Consider the following 16,650-nt stretch of genomic DNA (forward strand, 5'->3'; position numbering starts at 1 on the left):
CTGCACCCCCGGCTACCAAGATGTCGCACCTACGGCGCATTTCGCATGCGACAACGGGTCAACACCCGACGCCGGTCATCCGACACCCGACACTTTTAACCTTCCAACTTTTCCACTCTACAACCCTCAATTGTAATTCCCCACACCGCCACCCCGATACAAATCACGTTCAGCGCAAAATGCTCCGCCCACCCCAAACTCTCCAATATCCCTGCACAATTGCAGGGCACCCGTGGAAAAGCCCCCGCCCAGATCAACCCTACGTAAGTAGTGAATACCGTCAGCAACATGACGCTGCCCAGATACCCCCACCAACGGGTGACTGAAAAGAGCAGGAGCAGGGCAATCAGCAACTCGACTCCGGGTACGACGTAGCTCAAAACTTCCGCAAGCTGCGCGGGAAAGGTCTGGTTGTGAAAAGCGCGGCTGCTTTCCCTAAATCGAAGCAGTTTGTCAACTCCGGTATAGGTCCAAAGCATGATGAGAGTAAAATTGGGTAGGGTGTTTACTAGCTTTTCCATGACCGTCTTATTGTCCGGCCAACTTCAAAATAAATATTGTGTCGTGTCGTGTTTTGGGACGAAATGCTAAAAGTTGATTGCTACGGGACAAAATTTAGCCACTTCAGGAGCGAGAGCTCTCTCCATGAGGCAAAACACGTTTTGAGCGCCTCCGCTTGCCTCACGATAGGATGAAAATAAAAAATAGAATTAGTTTTGCTTTTTAAACGATTTTTATAATTTGTGGGTATTAAGGCCTTTTTAGTTTCTAGGGAGTTCCAAGGTGGGCATTGGCAAGGAAAATTTTTGCCCTGTCTTAGAAGTTTATTTGCTGAACATTCAATGATACTTACCGAAAGAAGAATCATCTATGCTCAGGATATCATGATGTTGACCGGAAGGAGTAGATCGTACGCTTACTATTGTTTGAAGCGGGTGAAGGAGCATTACGGAAAATCAAAGCATCACCTGGTTACCCTCCAGGAGTTTGCCGAATTTCATGGTATCTCCGTCGACGGATTGAGGTTTTCCATCATCGGGAAAACCCAAGCCGTACAACAAAGAGCGGATTTCATTTGATGAAATCCGCTTGAGTTGGGGATTACCCCACCGGAATGACGATCCGGTATTGCATGGTGTGGTGGGTAAATAGACATGTTTGAAAACAGGCACTTTGCCCAGTGGCCTGTACCGATTGCTGTTACAAAAACTTCCTTAAAGTCAGATTCTGGTAATCGTCGTGATGCATTCCCTTATAATGCTTCCGGTGAGACGATTGCTTTGCCTGCCAGCGTAGGCAGATCAATTGACTTGGGTGTGGCCTGCCCGCAGGTCCAGTGTCCGTAATTCTTTTTCTTTGATCATAAGTGTGATTTTTATGAAAAGTATATGGCCTCCACCGGTGATCCAGTTGTCTGGGACAAATCCCCGCATTAAATGGCTCAGTGACAAAATGAGGCCTTTCATCGAGAGGCCAATCTTGATTTTGGCTGTCCCCTGGATAGTGTATCCTACCGTTGATATCATTTCCACCGTCTACCTCAAGCTGGAGTCAAACGGTATCCCCTTCGCGCTGGTCACTACGGTCATAGGCTTTTTGACTTCCTGTATTTATTTTTTCTGGCTGATTCCCTCTTTTTTTTACTCTAAGCGTACATTGTTCATTGCGGGTATCTCCATGGCTTCAATAGCCGTTTTGGCTTTGACAAAGTATGTCATGTTTTGGGCTACAGGCATCGTCGACTATGCCTTCGGTGATTTTGTGGTGTATGAACTCATGAGGCAGCTGGTGTTTTTTCCGGTCACTATGACGGTCTGGGCCGTGTACATGCTTATCCGGGCGCTTCAGGAAAAACACAAAACCGAAATCAGGCTGGACAAACTGAGCATTGACTACAGGAATGCGCGCCTTAGCCCCCATTTTATGTTGAACCTGATCGGTGATATCTCCACCAAGTCGCTCAGGTATTCGCCGGAGCTCTTTGAGGATCTCAACCATTTCATTACCATACTCCGCTATGCCTATCTCGATACCGACAAATTCAATTCCCTGGCGTCGGAGGTAGAGGCGTTGCAATCCTATCTACACGGCCAGAAGGTGCGCTTTGAAGAGAGCTTTTGTTTCCAGGAAGACATCGACGCTTCCCTGCTTGAAAAAGATGAGCTGTATATGCCCAAACTTTTGCTGATCACGCTAATTGAGAATGTGTTCAAACACGGGATATTCCAGGATGCGGACTATCCGGTAATAATTAGCGCGGGAATAGCCCATGACGACAGTGCTTTGCAGGTTTTTTGCTTTTCCACGACAAACAAGGTGGGTAAAACACCACCCTTGGAGAAAAGTGGCTTTGGTATCGACACCGTCAGAAATATCATCGACTATTTTTTTCCAAATGCGGAACTCAACACAGCCTCCAACGGGGCTGTCTTCTCCCTTAACCTAACGATCCCCTATGCGACACCCAATCAAACTTGGCCTGATCGATGACGAGGTTTTGGCATTGGAACGACTCAGTTATTTTATTTCAGGGATTCCCGGATATAAAGTAGAATTCGCCGTGACCGACCCTCATGAAGGCTTACGTTTGGCAACGGAAAAAACCTGCGATATCCTGATAACCGATGTCCAAATGCAAGCGCTGAACGGGCTTCTGATTTCCGAACGCATGGAGGAATTGGGAATACCGGTGATTATCTGCTCCGCCTACAAGAAATTCGCCCTTCCAAGCATTGATATTTCCGTTGCCGCCTATATTCTCAAGCCAGTAGTCGATGTGCTTTCCCTCAAAAGAAAACTTGAAAAAGTGGCCAGAAAAATCACCAGTGAGGCTGTCCTCCCCGAGCCTGTCCGGGATTACTTCTTGGTAGAGGACTACGTGACATTTGGCTTTACCAAGGTCGCATTTGGGAAACTGCTATACGTCGAACAAATTCAGAACTACACCTATTTTCACGCCCCACCACAGGTGTACAAACAGCGGTCTACCATTCAGTCCGTAGAAAAGGTGCTTCCCAATTCGATGTTTGCGCGAATTCACAAATCCTTTATTGTCAATTTGGACAAAGTGGTGAAAATCCTGCCCAACGAGGTAATTCTTGAAAATGGAAAAAGCCTGGTTCTTACCAGAACCTTTCGCGACGCCCTTTTAAATACCTATAAGGTGCTGGATCGGCAGTAAAGCGACTTTCCAAGCAGTCCGTAAATCCCGTACATCACCCGCCGCTCTTGCAAGTAGGTGTCTAGTGGAAAGGCACGGTTGCAACACATATGGAGTTGGTTTGGGATGATTCTCAGAAGTTCTTCTGGCGTTGCACTCGCAAGACTTCTTCCGATTGCCTGGAATGATTCTATGCCTAGAGTTTCGTCCAGGCGGCTTGGCCTTAAATCAGTCACCCGGTACCGAGGACGCTCCTTGGACGGGATCTGCTTTAGCAATCCTCGGAGATAGCGGAAAAACTCGAGCTGAATCCCCGTCATCTCGATCAGACAATGGTAACGGTTGGTGATCCATGCCAATCGTCGGCCAGGCTCCCAGCTCAAGATCGGAGGTATATTACGGCAGTCGTCTCCAAGAAAAATTGCTTCAGACTCGAGGTGAAAGAGGGACTCGGAACATGAAATGCCTTGATTGGCCAGGCTGTATTTTTCAAACTCCGGATAATAGTCTCCAAACTGTACTGAGTCGACCCATCCGCTTTTGCGGAGCGAATCTTCAAGTTCGCATCGTATGTGCCTGAGTGAATCGGGATCTGCAAGATGGATTCGCAATCGAATTTCCTTTACGTCAGAATCATAAAAAAGACAGTACCAGCGATGCAGTTGAAATTTGCTTTTTATTTCCCTGATAAGTTGGGGGAGCGCCTTTGCCAGAAAAGGGATCAGGTAGGTCTCTTTAATGCCTATCCGCGCATAGATCCACCCGGCGTCGCTGTCAACGATACGGTTTAAAAACCCGAGGGGAGTTTCAGCCTTTTTTTTCCCTCGCCAGAAATACACCATTTGGGGGTAGAGCTGCTGGCCGTTGTCTGCTTGGAATGGCGACGATTGTATCCATGGACATTCATAGAGCGTGATTTCTGTCAGTCGCCTAAGTTCCTCCCAAAGAAAGCCCAGTTCTATGGGGTCGGTCCAATCCACTACGAGCTCGCGGTCTAAATGGCCTGCTTGTACGGGACAGGCTATGCCGGAGTTTTGCAGGAATTCGAATAGCTCATTTTTTGATTTATGATCCCGGGAATTCAGTATCCACCGTGTCCCCTGCAGAATTACACCTTTCCAAGTAAGTCGCGGGACGTATCTGCTGTTTTGAAATGCGGGGTCTTGATAGGGAAGGAAGCGGTATTGATCCTGGTTGGCTATTTCCCATTGCATACGGGAAAGCGGATGGCTAATCTGCTCAGGATTGATCGGATGCTGAACTATGGGAATGACCTGGGTACCCAACCTTTGGCTATACAATACCATTCGGTTTTCCCTGAGTCCCAATAGAAGATCCTCTGTTCCCAATCGGCACTGGTTTTTTCCGCTTGGACCAAAGGGATAAATGGTATAGCGAAAGATGTTTTCATGCCTCGCGATATAGTTTGACTTGGATGATTCGAAAAAGACGATATCCGCAAGCACCGCATCTGACGGACTTTTGCCGTGTTTTTCGATAAGGAATTGTTTGACCGATGGAGCTAGGCTGAATCTCCCCGAATAGGCAAATGGGCGGTTACAGACTATATTTTCTACAAAAACCTCGTTCTCTCCCAAAACCTTGAAAGCGATTTGGAGATGGTCCAAATCCGTTTGTTTGTCTTGAAAACACGTACTCAAATCGAAAGTTCGCGATTGTTTCCAAAGCTGTTGCATAAGCTCGGCATTGGAGCCTGAATCGGGTTTGATGGGAAATAAAGGTTTGAAGAATTCATGTTGGTGGGCCAGCAGGGAGATTGGCACAAAGCGATCGTCAAAACTATGGCTAAACCAAGCCTTGAACTTCCCGAGATAGTCGCTTTCGACTGGCACGAAAAGATTGCCGATTTCTGTAACCAGATGTTCCAGTTTTTCTTGGACAGCACGGTTCACGGACAGTTTTGAAACCAGCATGACGTCTATTCCCAAATCCCCTCTACTGCTGGATACCTCAACGAAGTCTTCCGAAACAACCACTCCCGACTCCAAAAGCATCTTCCAGATGCGGTGGAGATATTCCTTGTTTTTCGTTTTAAAGAAGGTCTTGAATGTTTCAAAATCCAGTTTGTGGCATTTTTCAAAATAGGCCAAAAGAATTTCAAGAAGTGGGTTTTTGTCCAAGAAGCTTATTCTCCAGCCTTCCGATTCAGGGCAGTATGTCCAATAGTGGATCTCTTGGCCATGGACTTTTAATCCTGGGGCAGCCTGGTAGCTTTTGTCTTCTTGGAATGGCACGTCTGCGCTGATCGGGCCATCCTCGACGATTGGGCTGTAACACAATGGCAATTCTGCAAGGGTATTGACTCCCCATGTTCCGACACCAACCCCGGCCCACATACCGAACGGCGTGGAGCGATATCGGCCTCTTAGGAGGTATTTGCGGATTTTGTTTTTGACAGGCGGAGGCGCCGAACCGTAATCTATCTTTTCGATCTCACTGTAAAGTGAGGCAGAGGAGAGTCTGATTGCTTCTCTGATCCAATCCCAATTAGCTTGGATTTGCCTCCCGTCTTTGGGATCAAAGTCCACCAAATGCATTCTGTACAAAAAGTCCATCGCTTTTTGTTTTCAGAATTCCTTAAAAAATACCTAAAAGCTGGAATTTGGGGACGAAATGCAGTAGGGAGGGACATGTGACGAAATCAGGCCCCTTCAGCTTTTTGTTTACTCCGGTCTAGCCGTCAAATGGTTGAGGGCGGAGTCATATGTCAAAGTAATTGATGGACGTCTTTTCAAGTCCAATTTTTTACAAAGAATCCACAGAATCCATAAAATCCACGGGTCTTTTGCTTTAAGAAATCCACTTATCACCTTAGGTGGGCAATGCTTCGTATGACCAGCCGGATTCTGGGTTGGAAACAGGCCGCAGTAGAGGAAAAGAAAATGGACGTCTTTTCTATTTCATCCCGCAGGCAATTTTTGCAGGCAAGCAAAACAGACTTCTGACCAAACACCTCTAACCATGCTCAAAAAACGATGTGTCATCTACCCCAAGGACATCCAGAACATCACTGGCAGGAGTGAGCGCTACGCCCACGCACTAGTCCAAAAAATGAGAAAGTTCTACGGAAAGGGGGAACACCAGTTCATTACCCAAGAGGAGTTTTCCGATTTCTCAGGTATTCCACTCGAGCATGTCTCCCAATACATCATCTAGTAGGGATAAACTTGGCCCGGGCGAATTTCAGTGAAGTATCACGATCGACCCATCTTCTTCGACTCATCTTCGACTCATCTTCGTCTTTTCTTCGACTCAGCATCGACCTAGCCTCGAGGATGAGTTCGGGAAAAGACCAATTGGAGTCGTTGTTCAACAGGAAATCAAAACCCAAACAATTACAAATGGCAACTTCAAATGAGAGTATCTTGGGCAATGTCTCTGGAAAGCTAGGAAAGCTCATTATCTACCAGCGTAATGGAAAAATTTGCTTTCGATCCAAGCCTGAAAAAATTTCGGTGCCGCCTTCCGAAAGGCAAATCTACCAAAGAAAAGCCTTTGCGATAGTCTCCTCAATGTTGGCATCTATCAGGACTGAACTTGAGTTTGGCTTTTCTGGCCTTAGGGGTGAAAATTCCAAACGGGTTGGCAAGGCAATTTCGCTTGCAGTCAAGAAGGCCGTAGTCAACACCGGAGGGGAGCCGGTTCTTATTGTCGAGAGAATACAGACTTCTGTCGGGGATCTATTGATTCCGGAGGAGTGTCAACTGATATGGGATGGGCAAAGTACAGCTCGACTTACCTGGAGGCCGAATTCTTTTGAGGGAAACGGAACTGAAGGTGACCGAATGTTTTATTTGGCTTACGATCCAGTGTCCAAGCGTAGGTGGAGCGTAGTCGACGGAGGCTACCGAAAAAATGGAAACTTGACCATCCAATTTCCTTGGTCAGGTCCTCTGGAGGGCAAGTTTTACCACTTCGCATCTTTCTATACCAATCGTAAAGGCAAGATCGAATTTTCAGATTCGGTCTGCCTGGGGAAAATTTGATGGTAGGGGCTGGTCGGGATTTGCAATCCCGACCCGATATCGTAGGATCTTCAATCCGTCCGCTGTCCGACTTTTGCAATGGAGAACTACCATCCTCCGTCGTTTGTGTCCCCACAAACGGGGCTATCTCTGGGATTAACCCTAATTACTCTCCGTCCTCCGGCAAATTGCTCGTGATCTTCCCCGTGTTTTCTGTGCCGAAGGAAATAGCCTTTTCACTTAATTGACGGGCATTCCATCCTTCGTGCCTCAGGATTCCATACCCGGCTATTCACATTTGCCCCCTTCAGGGTCAGTCCGTTGCATTTCCTTCAGTGGGCTGTCTCCCGATAGATCACTGTTCCCCGACCCCGAAGGCTGTCGAACTTCAACAAGGCATGTGTACCTCAGCCGTTTTTGTCCTTCCCGACATACGACAACATCACCCACAAACGTGGTCTGTGTCTCACAGACCACGTTATTTCCCTCCTTTGTTTCGTTGTTCGACATTTGCAACGTCGAACCACCTATCGTAGGATTTTCATTCCAATTCCTTCTCCGCCATTTGTAAATCCTGCCGACTGGGAATGCCCGCTGCAAACTGAAGCTGCGACAGCTTAATCCTGCATTTTCCTTCACAAACCTGCAATTTTTTACCAATCGGCAAAATCCGCATAGACTGCACATTCAATTGATAACCAGTGTGCTATCGCTGACCTTGGCTCCATGTTTCACCGAAATCCATAATGCTATGGCAAAACAGACAGGAGTGATCACACTCAAGGGACCGGTCGGGAGACTGTCCTTTTACAAGACCAGAAATGGTTACCTCGCCCGGGAAAAGGGTGGCGTGGAGAAATCCCGGATCATGAACGATCCACGATACGCCCGTACCCGGGAAAACATCCGGGAGTTTACGGACAATGCCAATTCCTCCAAGCTGCTGCGGGATGCGCTGCGTCCTGTGATCTCGCAGATAGGAGATAAGCGGCTTAACCTTCGCATCACCCAGATGCTGATGCAGGTGCTCAAATCCGACGAGGTCAACGTCAGGGGAGACCGACGGGTGAAGGAAGGGAATTGGGATGTACTTAAAGACCTAGAGCTTAATGCGGGATCCTCCTTGGGGAGTACCCTGTGCTTTGAGATGCAAACGAGCAATGGAGCGGCCTCATTTGACGTACAGCTTCCTGAGTTTGTACCCCAGGACATGATTGCTATTCCGAAAGGGGCTAGCCATTTTAAGCTTTCCGCAACAGGTGTGGGAGTAGATTTCGACCAAAACAGCCGAACGGTGGTACAGTCCAACATCGCCACGCAATCGGTGTTGGATGCATCCGCTGCCCAAACGCTCTCGGTAGCCAAGTCCCAATTGGCAGGTACCCACTTCGCTTTTCTGATCTCTGTGGAGTTCATCCAGCTGGTCAATGGGGTGGAGTATGCGATCAACAACGGGGCGCACAATGCTGCCAAGATCATCTCGGTAGAGAAGGCTGGGTGATGAGGCTGCTTCTGATGCGAAGATACACTCCCCGGGTGACCCTGGGGCGGCTCTTTCTGGGAAACCGCCAAGTCTCTTTTATCCGGGAGGCCCCGAAGGCCTGCTGCAATCCAGGTCTCCATTGTCTGGAGGAAGGAGTCTACGAACTGGAGCCTGTGCACACGGAAGAAGAGGGCTGGAGGATTAGGGTAGGAGACAGGGGCTGGATACGTTCCAAAGCCCCAAACCAAGCACCCGGATCGGGGGAACTGTGCCCCGTGTCCGCCTACCGCGCCGACGGCACGCCGCTCTTTACCCAACTTGCTTTTCTTAAACTGATGGATGAGCTGGAGCCGGTATGGGAGAAGGGGGAGGTCGTAGAATTACAGATCGTGGCCAGGACATTACCCTATTCGCAACCTACGTGTCGGATAGCGGCTTGCTCTTGAGTTTGGGGGGAGGGGTCATCGCGCTCCTCCTTTCCGTCATCGCCTATTTCCTCAAGCTCCTGATGCAGGATTTTAGGCTGATGGGTACTGAGCTTGCTCGGTTGAAGGAGTCGGTTGTCAGGCTGGAGGCCGAGCAGGCCCTCATCAAGTCCCTGTTGGAAAAATACCGCATGCAGTTCAAAAACATGCGCTTCTGACAGTCCTTTGGCGCTTTCAGCTCACCGCTTCCCTGGTCTATGGCCTATCAGCTATTGACCAAATGAACCAATAACTAGTTACCAATAACCAATAACAAACACATGAACCTACTCACAGAAGTAAAAAACCGGGCTTTGGCCCCCACACCGCCTTTTTTTCAGTTTTTGAAAAAGGCAGGATTGCTCATCGCTGCAATCGGTGCCGCTATTCTGACGGCGCCCGGTGCGGTACCGGAAATCCTTCAGGCTTATGCGGGCCATGCGGTCACGGCTGGGACCATCCTGGTGAGCATCTGCCAACTCACTGTTGACAGCACCGCATTCGAAGCGCGTCTGCTGAAGACGGTGAAGTAAGGATAGAATTTGTAGCATTTAAATCCGGGCGGGTGTCCCGCTCGGGTTTTTGTGGTTTTTCGATTTGAACTAATTTTTTGCTAAATATCTGTTTATTGATTGTCAATGTTTTGAAAACCAACTACATTAAAGTGATTTTTGAACTGCGATTTTTGACTCTTGACCTTACCTGTTTTGTTGGAATCCCTACAAGCCCAATCCTTGGAATTGGTATCGCCCGATACCGATGCGCAGGTGAATAGGGCTTTGCTCTTTATCCTTCTTCCAGTCGTGATCGCCTTCACTTTTATTGTATTTGTGATTTATCGCTCAAAGAGAGAGTCCCACTTCAAACAGAAGGAGGTACAGCTAAGGCTAAGCGTAGCTGAGGGAGAGCTCAAGGCGCTTAGGGCACAGATCAACCCTCATTTTATCTTCAATTGCCTCAATTCCATCCACCATTACATCCAAACCAACAACTCCCAACTGGCGGGTACCTATCTGATCAAATTCTCCCAGCTGGTGCGCTATGTTTTGGAGAGTTCAGCCAAAGCACTAGTAGAGCTCCAGGATGAAATTGTACACAACAAGATATACCTGGAGCTGGAGCAGATGCGGGTCAACTCCTCCTTCGATTTTTTGTTTGAAATGGAACCCGAGTTGGATGGGAAGGAAATAGGGGTTCCCCCCATGTTTATCCAGCCCTTTCTTGAAAATTCCGTTTGGCACGGACTCTCTCAAGGAGGACAGCTTAAAGTCCACTTTTCGGTTTATGATGCGGATCACCTGTGTTGTAGAATCAGGGATGGCGGGAAAGACAAAAAAGAAGCGGATGATTATGACTTGGGCAAACTCGTCAAAAAGACTTCCATGGGCGTGCAGCTCATGCGGGAGCGGTTCGACTATTACAATCAGCTTCACCACACCTCAGCGTCCTTCACGTTCCACGAAAACCCAGAACAGCTTGGCGGAAGGGAAGTTCGCATTCTAATTCCTTTTGAAGAATAGGACTATGGCTTATAAGACGATTATCATCGAAGACGAAAAGCACGCTCAGGAGAATCTCATTCGACTGTTGGGACAGTATCCTGAATTCGAGTTGGCAGGGTTGGCGGATTCCACTGACACGGCGGAGGAACTGGTGACGCAAACACATCCCGATTTGGCCATTTGCGATGTGATGCTGAAAGATGGCACCTCCTTCGAATGGCTCAGCCGAAGAGCCAAGATTGATTTCGCGCTGATTTTCAGTACATCCTATGAAGAATACGCGGTCAGGGCTTTTCGAATGGCTGCGGTGGACTACCTGGTCAAACCCGTAGACCCAATGGCCTTTGCAGAAGCATTGGAGAGGTTTAAAACAAAAAAGGGAAGCGGCGTGGAGCACATCCAGCAGCTACTGAACAATCTCTCAAAAAATTCCGAACGGCCAAAGGTCGCCCTCCCGAGTTTTACGGGTTACACCTTCGTCAATGTAGCCGATATAATCAGATGTGAGTCTGACAATACCTACAGCACGTTTTTTCTAAAGGATAAAAGGCAGATCATCGTCTCCCGCACACTCAAAGACTGTGAGGAAATGCTGAGAGGTTATCGCTTCTATCGGATACACAATTCGCACTTGATCAACTTGGACTACCTCGCGGAATACATCAAAGGGGAGGGAGGGCAAGTGAAGTTGATAGATGGAGCGGTATTGGATGTGTCCCGTCGGAGAAAGGAGGGTTTTTTGGGAGCTCTGAGATAAGTCGGGGCTTGTCTGCCAAAATCTAGGAGAGAGGCGCCGAATTCTAGGGCTAACTAGGAATAGGATGGATATAAGTTGAGCTTGGTCAAAGATTTAACTATGGTCAAGCTAGTAGTATCCACTTTTGCATTACACGGTAAGATTTGGCTTTTCTTGGACGAGGAACTCATCTCCACCGGCAGCTCAACAAAAGAGCTGGTTCTGAAGACTGGTGAAAGCTATGTTTTGCACTGGGTGATCAAAGGAGATCCTGGCAGCACCTATTCGGTTAGCGTTTCTTCCCCCCGGGAAGCACAGTATTTATTGACCAGAGTCATTGGAGTGGGGGAAAAGGAATTTGGAGGGTATAAATTTTCAACTTAAAAACATACATATACTATGGGAGAAACATTGAATGATGTGCTTAATAAGTCGTACAGAATCAGCTTAGAAGAGGCTGCGAAGCTTATATTGGCATTCCTGAACGAACGAAACTTAATCGACTTAGCAAGAAACGAAGCTATTGGCGGAACTGTTTCTGAAGCTGCAATAAGAGGGGTTGGATTAGAATATTTTGGATGCATGGGTTGGTATTGTAGAGATAATTCCGGCCGATTTCCAAAGTTGTTTATGGCATTTGAGGATGGCTCCTACAAAGTTGGGGACGTAGCTTCCGAACCCAGAGCGACGACTTTATTTTATCCTGCTTCCACGTTCACCTATTCAGGGAGAATAGATTATGACTCTGTTGTAGATATGCTTCTTTCACAACAAATGCCACTTTCAATTCCCCCTGACAAAGAAATCGATAAAGATGATGTTTCATTTTTGCTACATAATTTTCCAACAGATGAAAATGAAGTCCCATATAATAAATTCCGTTGTAGTTTCTTCGAAAATAGGGGTTTTGTCAATAGGGACGTGATGGATTTTCTCGGCTACACTGGATTGAAGGCAGTAAGGTATTACTTTGGCTATGATGAAAGTGATAGCCATAAAGAGTCAAACCGGATCCGTATAGTATTGGTAGGGGTAGATGATGAAGGAAAAAATATCATAACGGCAGAAGCACCGACCACAAATACACCAAGGATTCTTCAAAACTCTTGGCCACCGCCACCCCCTCCCTATCAAATTGGATGATATCATTGAATATGTTTACTATACAAGAAATTTCATCTTTTTCGATACTGCTGCCCTTGGCTATTGCGGGGGCTAAACTAAAAACAGGCGATTTAAAACTTCGCCTGTTTTTTCTGTTTCTGCTTTTTGGCGCCTTGGTGGATGGGATAGGCTTTGCCGCCTATAAGACAAATTCTGTATGGAAAATACATGGATACCTGTTGGTCGTTTACCTCGTATATGAGGCGTATTTTTTTCTTTGGGTTACGAGCTTGAATTTGCAACCAGATACTAGAAGACGAGCTCGAACCGTCATCGGAGTTGCCTTTCTACTCTGCTTTCTCGTAAAGTTTTATTTTGATTTTATTGGGGTGGATTTGCTCTACTCCTCCGTAATACAAATGTTCATTCTTGTTACGATTGCATTTCTCTCGGGATTTTCACTCCTGCGCATGGCCGAGCAGCATGATGGCCTTTTGTCTTATCCGTGGTTTTGGATTATGTCTGGAATCTTTCTATACACCTTCGGCACCTTTTTTATCGACGCACTGCTCTATTCCCAAATCATCGACAAGATCTGGTACATGAGAAACCTGATCAACATCATCCAATATGGATTTTTTGTGGTTGGCTTGTTGTTGATCCCCTCTTCCAAGTAGATCCTTTCCAGATACTTTCTGGAGTTTGAATAATAGGTTTTCCGATTTTTAGGCATTTGCCTCCGGCTACTAGCTAGCCCCCTCCAACTTCTGATTTTGGATATTTTTCAGGCGTTAGGCGATCTACCTTTTGCATAAATAAACAGAACGGGCTGTTTGTTAAATGTCAGGGCTATGAAAGCGATATTGGTTTTATTACTGCTTTTTATGTCAGTTGAGGCATCTTCCCAAGACTCGACTGTCATGATTTCCAACTTGCAGGAGAAAGTTATTGCCCAGCGAAAGGAAATTGAAAAGCTCGAAGCAAAAGATTCCGCACAGGCAGCCTCTACCGAGATAGCTGAACCGTGTTTGGACTGCAAGCCGAAGTTGGGTTGGACGTGGCTTTACGTATTAATGCCGGTTATCCTCTCTTTTGGAGGGGCTTTTTATTTCATCGGATGGCTAAAGAGGGAGGGGTACAAAATCAGCAACGCGCTATCTGACGACATACCCGAAGAGCGTCTGCAGCAGGCACAGGCTGACCAGGCGTATTTGGCAAGGACAAGAGCTGACATGATGGCTGCTAACGCTGCCGATCCTGCCAATAACCAACCTATTCCGCCAGCAGATACGCCCAGCATTCCGATGAACCGGAGTAGCAGCCGCTTGATCGCTTTTTTGAGCTCGATGAGTGCCTCCATCTTGGCGATCTGCATCTTCTCTTACTACATGTATTTTGCGATCAAGGGCATGAAGGTTCCCGAATTCGAGGACCTCTGGCCAATCCTTACTGCTCTGGGCTTGGGTATAGTACCCTATGCTACTAAGGTGGTAAGCGGGAATTCGGATAGTCGTCGATAATTAATAATAAATAAAGTACTAGACAAGATTTAAGATGGGAAGATATGCGGTTTTACTAGGTAATGACATTCTCGATAGAGAGCACTATGGTAGCGATTTTGGCCTTAATGCGCCCATGAATGATTTGGATGTGATGGGACATATCTGTGATGTTGAGAATATCTCTTTCACAAAGCTCTATAACTCAGGATCGAATGAAGTTCAACAAGAAATTGTTGCGCTTTCGCAAAATGCAGTTTCTGGAGATTTTGTAGTAATCTATTTTTCAGGCCATGGTACTCAAATACCTGATTTTATTGGCGATGAGTTGGATGGATATTCCGAGAGTTGGTGTCTCTATGACCGTTGTTTTATTGACAATGAGATAAACAGTCTTTTATGTGAATTTAAAAAAGGTGTTAGAATACTAGTGATTTCGGATTCATGCCACAGCGGATCGATCGCAAAATTATTCCCTGGCCATAAGTCAGAAGTTAAAGTCAAAACAGTTTCTGATATCTATGATAGAAATAAAAATTTTTATGATAGTATTCTACGTAGCGTTGGCCCCAGCAGAGATCCCCGAGCTTCTGTAATTTCAATTAGTGCATGCCTCGATTCGCAAGAAGCCGAAGAGAGAAACGGATTTAGCGACTTTACAAAAGCATTGAGTGATGTTTGGAATCATGGTTTGTATCAGCGGAACTATGTAATGTTTACTAGTGACATTGGTGAACGAACACCGAATGCTACTCCTCAAATCACCCAGATGGGATTTAATGATATAAGCTTTATCAATTCAAAACCATTTAAAAGATGAAAACATGTTTCTCACTAGTGTTGTCTTTGATGAGCCTTTGTGTGTTAGCACAGACAAAGACAAAGGTTGTTAATAGCGGCTCGGCCTATTTAGATTATTCTGTCAGTAACAACAAGTTGGAGGTATTTGTGATTGATCAAAAGAATCAAAGTCCGGATGACTATGCTTTGGTGTCAGATAAGATGATTTTAATGTTAAATAAAAGACAGGAGTTTAATTTTTATTTAAAATGGATAAATCCATTGAAATATAAGGTTACATGGTTCGATTCTGTTTCGGTAGATGAGAGCTATAGCCAAATGGATCAGTTTGTTTCATCAATTAAAATGATTTTGAATCTTGGTACATCTGCTGGTACAAAAAGCTTAACTGGGACTAATGATGCAAATGTCAACAACGAATCATCCAAAGATAGTCAAAAAGGAGCTGGAGATGCATCAGGCCAAATTATTAAGCTAGAAATACCTAGTCAGCAACTGATGAGTCCTGATATTCAAGATTTCTATTTGTACTTGTCACTTCTTAACTCGGAAGACTTGGTTAATAGCGATAGAAAAGCAATTAATGATATGAGAAAGAGGATAGAAAAGTTTGACAACGAGAATTTCGCTGATTTTAAAGAATGGTATACTAAGTCATTTTCGACCTTAATAGGACTTGAATCTGCGGAATCAGCAAAGATGGCTTTGACTTCAATAAAAGGGGAGTTGCTAAATAAGGAAGGGAAATTGTCACAAAGACCACTTTCAATATCGAAGTTTGATGGTGAATTCGCGGGAATTAATTTAGAAAATAAAAACATTGAGTATCTGATGAAGAGTAAACTAAAAAATGCAGTTGCTGATGCAGAAGAAAGAGTCTCGACTGAAAGAGACTTGAAAGACAAGCTAAAGCCATTAGTTGCTATTTTGGATAAATCTCTATCAGAACCTTCAGGTAATGTGAACTTCGTAAGTTCTGAGTACTTTCGGACTAAGTCTATAAGTTTTGATATGGGTCAACAAGTAAATGCCAGAGTGGCTGTTAAGGAATATTCTTTTGATCAAAAAGCTCTTACATTTTCACCGCTGGAAGGTGACTTTTCGAAGGAGTTTGTTTTGCGAAAGTACAATTTTATATATCCAACATTCAGCACAGGAATATTTTACTCAGATACAGAGATTGTCACGTTTGGGTTGAGCAACAGTGATAGTTCAAATGAATTTGTGGTAAATCAGGACACGCTCCAAAAGAATACCGCGATAACGGCGGCGTTTGCAAATTTCAATTTCGACCTGAATTCCGATTTTTTTCACCCCTTTTTTCAAGTGGGGATTGATCCTACGAAAATAAGACCGTTTCTTCTGTTAGGTGGAGGGATCTTTATTCCCGCATCAAAGTTTGCGATCTCTGGTGGTGCGGTATTTACCTGGGAACAGTCGCTAGAAGATCTCAAAGTTGGCGATACCGTAAAATCGACGACTGATCTTCAGAATGATATCAAGTATGGTGTTTTTGATGTTGGTGTGAAAGGCTGGTACTTAGGGGTCCAATATCAGTTTTAGGTTTAAATAATTTTAGAAGAAAGAGAGGGTCAAAGCCACACTATTTGGCAATAATCACCGGTTTAATTCGGAGACACATTTATGCCAATTCCCTTAAATCCACCAGAACGATCCTCGACACACCCGCTTCGATCATGGTGATGCCGTAGATGATGTCGGTGCTGGCCATGGTGCGCTTGTTGTGCGTGACTCTGCTGATCGGGATTTGTAATCCCGATCCAATATTTCTGGATTTCCAATCCGGATCTCTGAACATCTTGCTGGCGTTCCGTCATCGTCTCCGCAACACAATCCCGGGCCAGCGCTCTGAAGTTAATGGTCTAATAATTTTCCAGGGTTGAAAACTCGGGGC

At 45.8% G+C, this 16,650-nt stretch carries 19 protein-coding genes; 16 read left to right on the forward strand and 3 right to left on the reverse strand.

The window, feature by feature from the left end; translation table 11 throughout:
- Positions 1-95 precede the first annotated feature (95 nt).
- Positions 96-521, reverse strand: a complete 426-nt coding sequence (locus tag J0A68_RS19215) for a MauE/DoxX family redox-associated membrane protein (protein WP_206579870.1) — start codon at positions 519-521, stop codon at positions 96-98.
- Between the two features lie 931 nt (positions 522-1,452).
- Here J0A68_RS19215 and J0A68_RS19220 point away from each other — a divergent pair.
- Together J0A68_RS19220 and J0A68_RS19225 are read left to right on the forward strand one after the other, a co-directional pair.
- Positions 1,453-2,490 carry a histidine kinase gene (locus J0A68_RS19220; protein ID WP_206579871.1) on the forward strand — a complete coding sequence of 346 codons (1,038 nt, stop codon included), beginning with the start codon at positions 1,453-1,455 and terminating at the stop codon, positions 2,488-2,490.
- Positions 2,456-3,181, forward strand: a complete 726-nt coding sequence (locus J0A68_RS19225; RefSeq protein WP_206579872.1) for a LytR/AlgR family response regulator transcription factor — start codon at positions 2,456-2,458, stop codon at positions 3,179-3,181. Before J0A68_RS19220 ends, J0A68_RS19225 begins: the two co-directional genes overlap by 35 nt.
- Here J0A68_RS19225 and J0A68_RS19230 read toward each other — a convergent pair.
- Positions 3,157-5,736: a lantibiotic dehydratase gene (locus J0A68_RS19230; protein ID WP_206579873.1), complete on the reverse strand. Its 2,580-nt coding sequence runs from the start codon at positions 5,734-5,736 to the stop codon at positions 3,157-3,159. The genes J0A68_RS19225 and J0A68_RS19230 overlap by 25 nt on opposite strands.
- Positions 5,737-6,142: 406 nt before the next feature.
- Between J0A68_RS19230 and J0A68_RS19235 the strand changes: the two genes are divergently transcribed.
- From J0A68_RS19235 to J0A68_RS19300, 14 genes are all read left to right on the forward strand, one after another.
- Positions 6,143-6,337, forward strand: coding sequence for a hypothetical protein (locus J0A68_RS19235; RefSeq protein WP_206579874.1), 195 nt, complete (start codon positions 6,143-6,145; stop codon positions 6,335-6,337).
- A 185-nt stretch (positions 6,338-6,522) separates the two neighbouring features.
- A complete protein-coding gene (locus J0A68_RS19240) occupies positions 6,523-7,167 on the forward strand; it encodes a DUF6266 family protein (RefSeq protein ID WP_206579875.1) in 645 nt (214 codons plus the stop codon).
- Between the two features lie 730 nt (positions 7,168-7,897).
- Positions 7,898-8,647 (forward strand): hypothetical protein, encoded by a 750-nt coding sequence (locus J0A68_RS19245; protein WP_206579876.1) that lies wholly within the window; start codon positions 7,898-7,900, stop codon positions 8,645-8,647.
- Positions 8,647-9,075 (forward strand): hypothetical protein, encoded by a 429-nt coding sequence (locus J0A68_RS19250; protein ID WP_206579877.1) that lies wholly within the window; start codon positions 8,647-8,649, stop codon positions 9,073-9,075. Before J0A68_RS19245 ends, J0A68_RS19250 begins: the two co-directional genes overlap by 1 nt.
- Positions 9,072-9,272, forward strand: coding sequence for a hypothetical protein (locus J0A68_RS19255; protein ID WP_206579878.1), 201 nt, complete (start codon positions 9,072-9,074; stop codon positions 9,270-9,272). The genes J0A68_RS19250 and J0A68_RS19255 overlap by 4 nt, the downstream gene beginning before the upstream one ends.
- 102 nt (positions 9,273-9,374) lie before the next feature.
- On the forward strand, positions 9,375-9,626 hold the full coding sequence (locus J0A68_RS19260) for a hypothetical protein (protein WP_206579879.1): 252 nt from the start codon (positions 9,375-9,377) through the stop codon (positions 9,624-9,626).
- A 201-nt stretch (positions 9,627-9,827) separates the two neighbouring features.
- A complete protein-coding gene (locus tag J0A68_RS19265) occupies positions 9,828-10,613 on the forward strand; it encodes a sensor histidine kinase (protein ID WP_206579880.1) in 786 nt (261 codons plus the stop codon).
- Positions 10,614-10,617: 4 nt separating this feature from the next.
- A complete protein-coding gene (locus J0A68_RS19270) occupies positions 10,618-11,352 on the forward strand; it encodes a LytR/AlgR family response regulator transcription factor (protein WP_206579881.1) in 735 nt (244 codons plus the stop codon).
- Positions 11,353-11,451: 99 nt separating this feature from the next.
- Positions 11,452-11,715, forward strand: a complete 264-nt coding sequence (locus tag J0A68_RS19275; protein ID WP_206579882.1) for a hypothetical protein — start codon at positions 11,452-11,454, stop codon at positions 11,713-11,715.
- 15 nt (positions 11,716-11,730) lie between these two features.
- On the forward strand, positions 11,731-12,474 hold the full coding sequence (locus J0A68_RS19280; protein ID WP_206579883.1) for a hypothetical protein: 744 nt from the start codon (positions 11,731-11,733) through the stop codon (positions 12,472-12,474).
- Positions 12,438-13,112: a hypothetical protein gene (locus J0A68_RS19285; RefSeq protein WP_206579884.1), complete on the forward strand. Its 675-nt coding sequence runs from the start codon at positions 12,438-12,440 to the stop codon at positions 13,110-13,112. The genes J0A68_RS19280 and J0A68_RS19285 overlap by 37 nt, the downstream gene beginning before the upstream one ends.
- 174 nt (positions 13,113-13,286) lie before the next feature.
- Positions 13,287-13,955: a hypothetical protein gene (locus tag J0A68_RS19290; protein WP_206579885.1), complete on the forward strand. Its 669-nt coding sequence runs from the start codon at positions 13,287-13,289 to the stop codon at positions 13,953-13,955.
- A gap of 34 nt (positions 13,956-13,989) precedes the next feature.
- Positions 13,990-14,754 carry a caspase family protein gene (locus J0A68_RS19295; protein ID WP_206579886.1) on the forward strand — a complete coding sequence of 255 codons (765 nt, stop codon included), beginning with the start codon at positions 13,990-13,992 and terminating at the stop codon, positions 14,752-14,754.
- Complete coding sequence (locus J0A68_RS19300) at positions 14,751-16,298, forward strand: hypothetical protein (protein ID WP_206579887.1); 1,548 nt, start codon at positions 14,751-14,753, stop codon at positions 16,296-16,298. The genes J0A68_RS19295 and J0A68_RS19300 overlap by 4 nt, the downstream gene beginning before the upstream one ends.
- 79 nt (positions 16,299-16,377) lie before the next feature.
- Here the strand turns inward: J0A68_RS19300 and J0A68_RS19305 are convergent, their stop codons facing one another.
- Positions 16,378-16,554 carry a hypothetical protein gene (locus J0A68_RS19305; RefSeq protein WP_206579888.1) on the reverse strand — a complete coding sequence of 59 codons (177 nt, stop codon included), beginning with the start codon at positions 16,552-16,554 and terminating at the stop codon, positions 16,378-16,380.
- Positions 16,555-16,650: the final 96 nt, after the last annotated feature.

The sequence above is a fragment of the Algoriphagus oliviformis genome (assembly GCF_017254915.1).
GTDB classification, from domain to species: Bacteria; Bacteroidota; Bacteroidia; order Cytophagales; family Cyclobacteriaceae; genus Algoriphagus; species Algoriphagus oliviformis.

Bases quoted from the DNA above. Each gene is read 5' to 3' on its own strand.
- J0A68_RS19215 (WP_206579870.1), bottom strand. From the start codon at position 521: ATGGAAAAGCTAGTAAACACCCTACCCAATTTTACTCTCATCATGCTT.
- J0A68_RS19220 (WP_206579871.1), top strand. From the start codon at position 1,453: ATGAGGCCTTTCATCGAGAGGCCAATCTTGATTTTGGCTGTCCCCTGG.
- J0A68_RS19225 (WP_206579872.1), top strand. From the start codon at position 2,456: ATGCGACACCCAATCAAACTTGGCCTGATCGATGACGAGGTTTTGGCA.
- J0A68_RS19230 (WP_206579873.1), bottom strand. From the start codon at position 5,736: ATGGACTTTTTGTACAGAATGCATTTGGTGGACTTTGATCCCAAAGAC.
- J0A68_RS19235 (WP_206579874.1), top strand. From the start codon at position 6,143: ATGCTCAAAAAACGATGTGTCATCTACCCCAAGGACATCCAGAACATC.
- J0A68_RS19240 (WP_206579875.1), top strand. From the start codon at position 6,523: ATGGCAACTTCAAATGAGAGTATCTTGGGCAATGTCTCTGGAAAGCTA.
- J0A68_RS19245 (WP_206579876.1), top strand. From the start codon at position 7,898: ATGGCAAAACAGACAGGAGTGATCACACTCAAGGGACCGGTCGGGAGA.
- J0A68_RS19250 (WP_206579877.1), top strand. From the start codon at position 8,647: ATGAGGCTGCTTCTGATGCGAAGATACACTCCCCGGGTGACCCTGGGG.
- J0A68_RS19260 (WP_206579879.1), top strand. From the start codon at position 9,375: ATGAACCTACTCACAGAAGTAAAAAACCGGGCTTTGGCCCCCACACCG.
- J0A68_RS19270 (WP_206579881.1), top strand. From the start codon at position 10,618: ATGGCTTATAAGACGATTATCATCGAAGACGAAAAGCACGCTCAGGAG.
- J0A68_RS19275 (WP_206579882.1), top strand. From the start codon at position 11,452: ATGGTCAAGCTAGTAGTATCCACTTTTGCATTACACGGTAAGATTTGG.
- J0A68_RS19280 (WP_206579883.1), top strand. From the start codon at position 11,731: ATGGGAGAAACATTGAATGATGTGCTTAATAAGTCGTACAGAATCAGC.
- J0A68_RS19290 (WP_206579885.1), top strand. From the start codon at position 13,287: ATGAAAGCGATATTGGTTTTATTACTGCTTTTTATGTCAGTTGAGGCA.
- J0A68_RS19295 (WP_206579886.1), top strand. From the start codon at position 13,990: ATGGGAAGATATGCGGTTTTACTAGGTAATGACATTCTCGATAGAGAG.
- J0A68_RS19300 (WP_206579887.1), top strand. From the start codon at position 14,751: ATGAAAACATGTTTCTCACTAGTGTTGTCTTTGATGAGCCTTTGTGTG.
- J0A68_RS19305 (WP_206579888.1), bottom strand. From the start codon at position 16,554: ATGTTCAGAGATCCGGATTGGAAATCCAGAAATATTGGATCGGGATTA.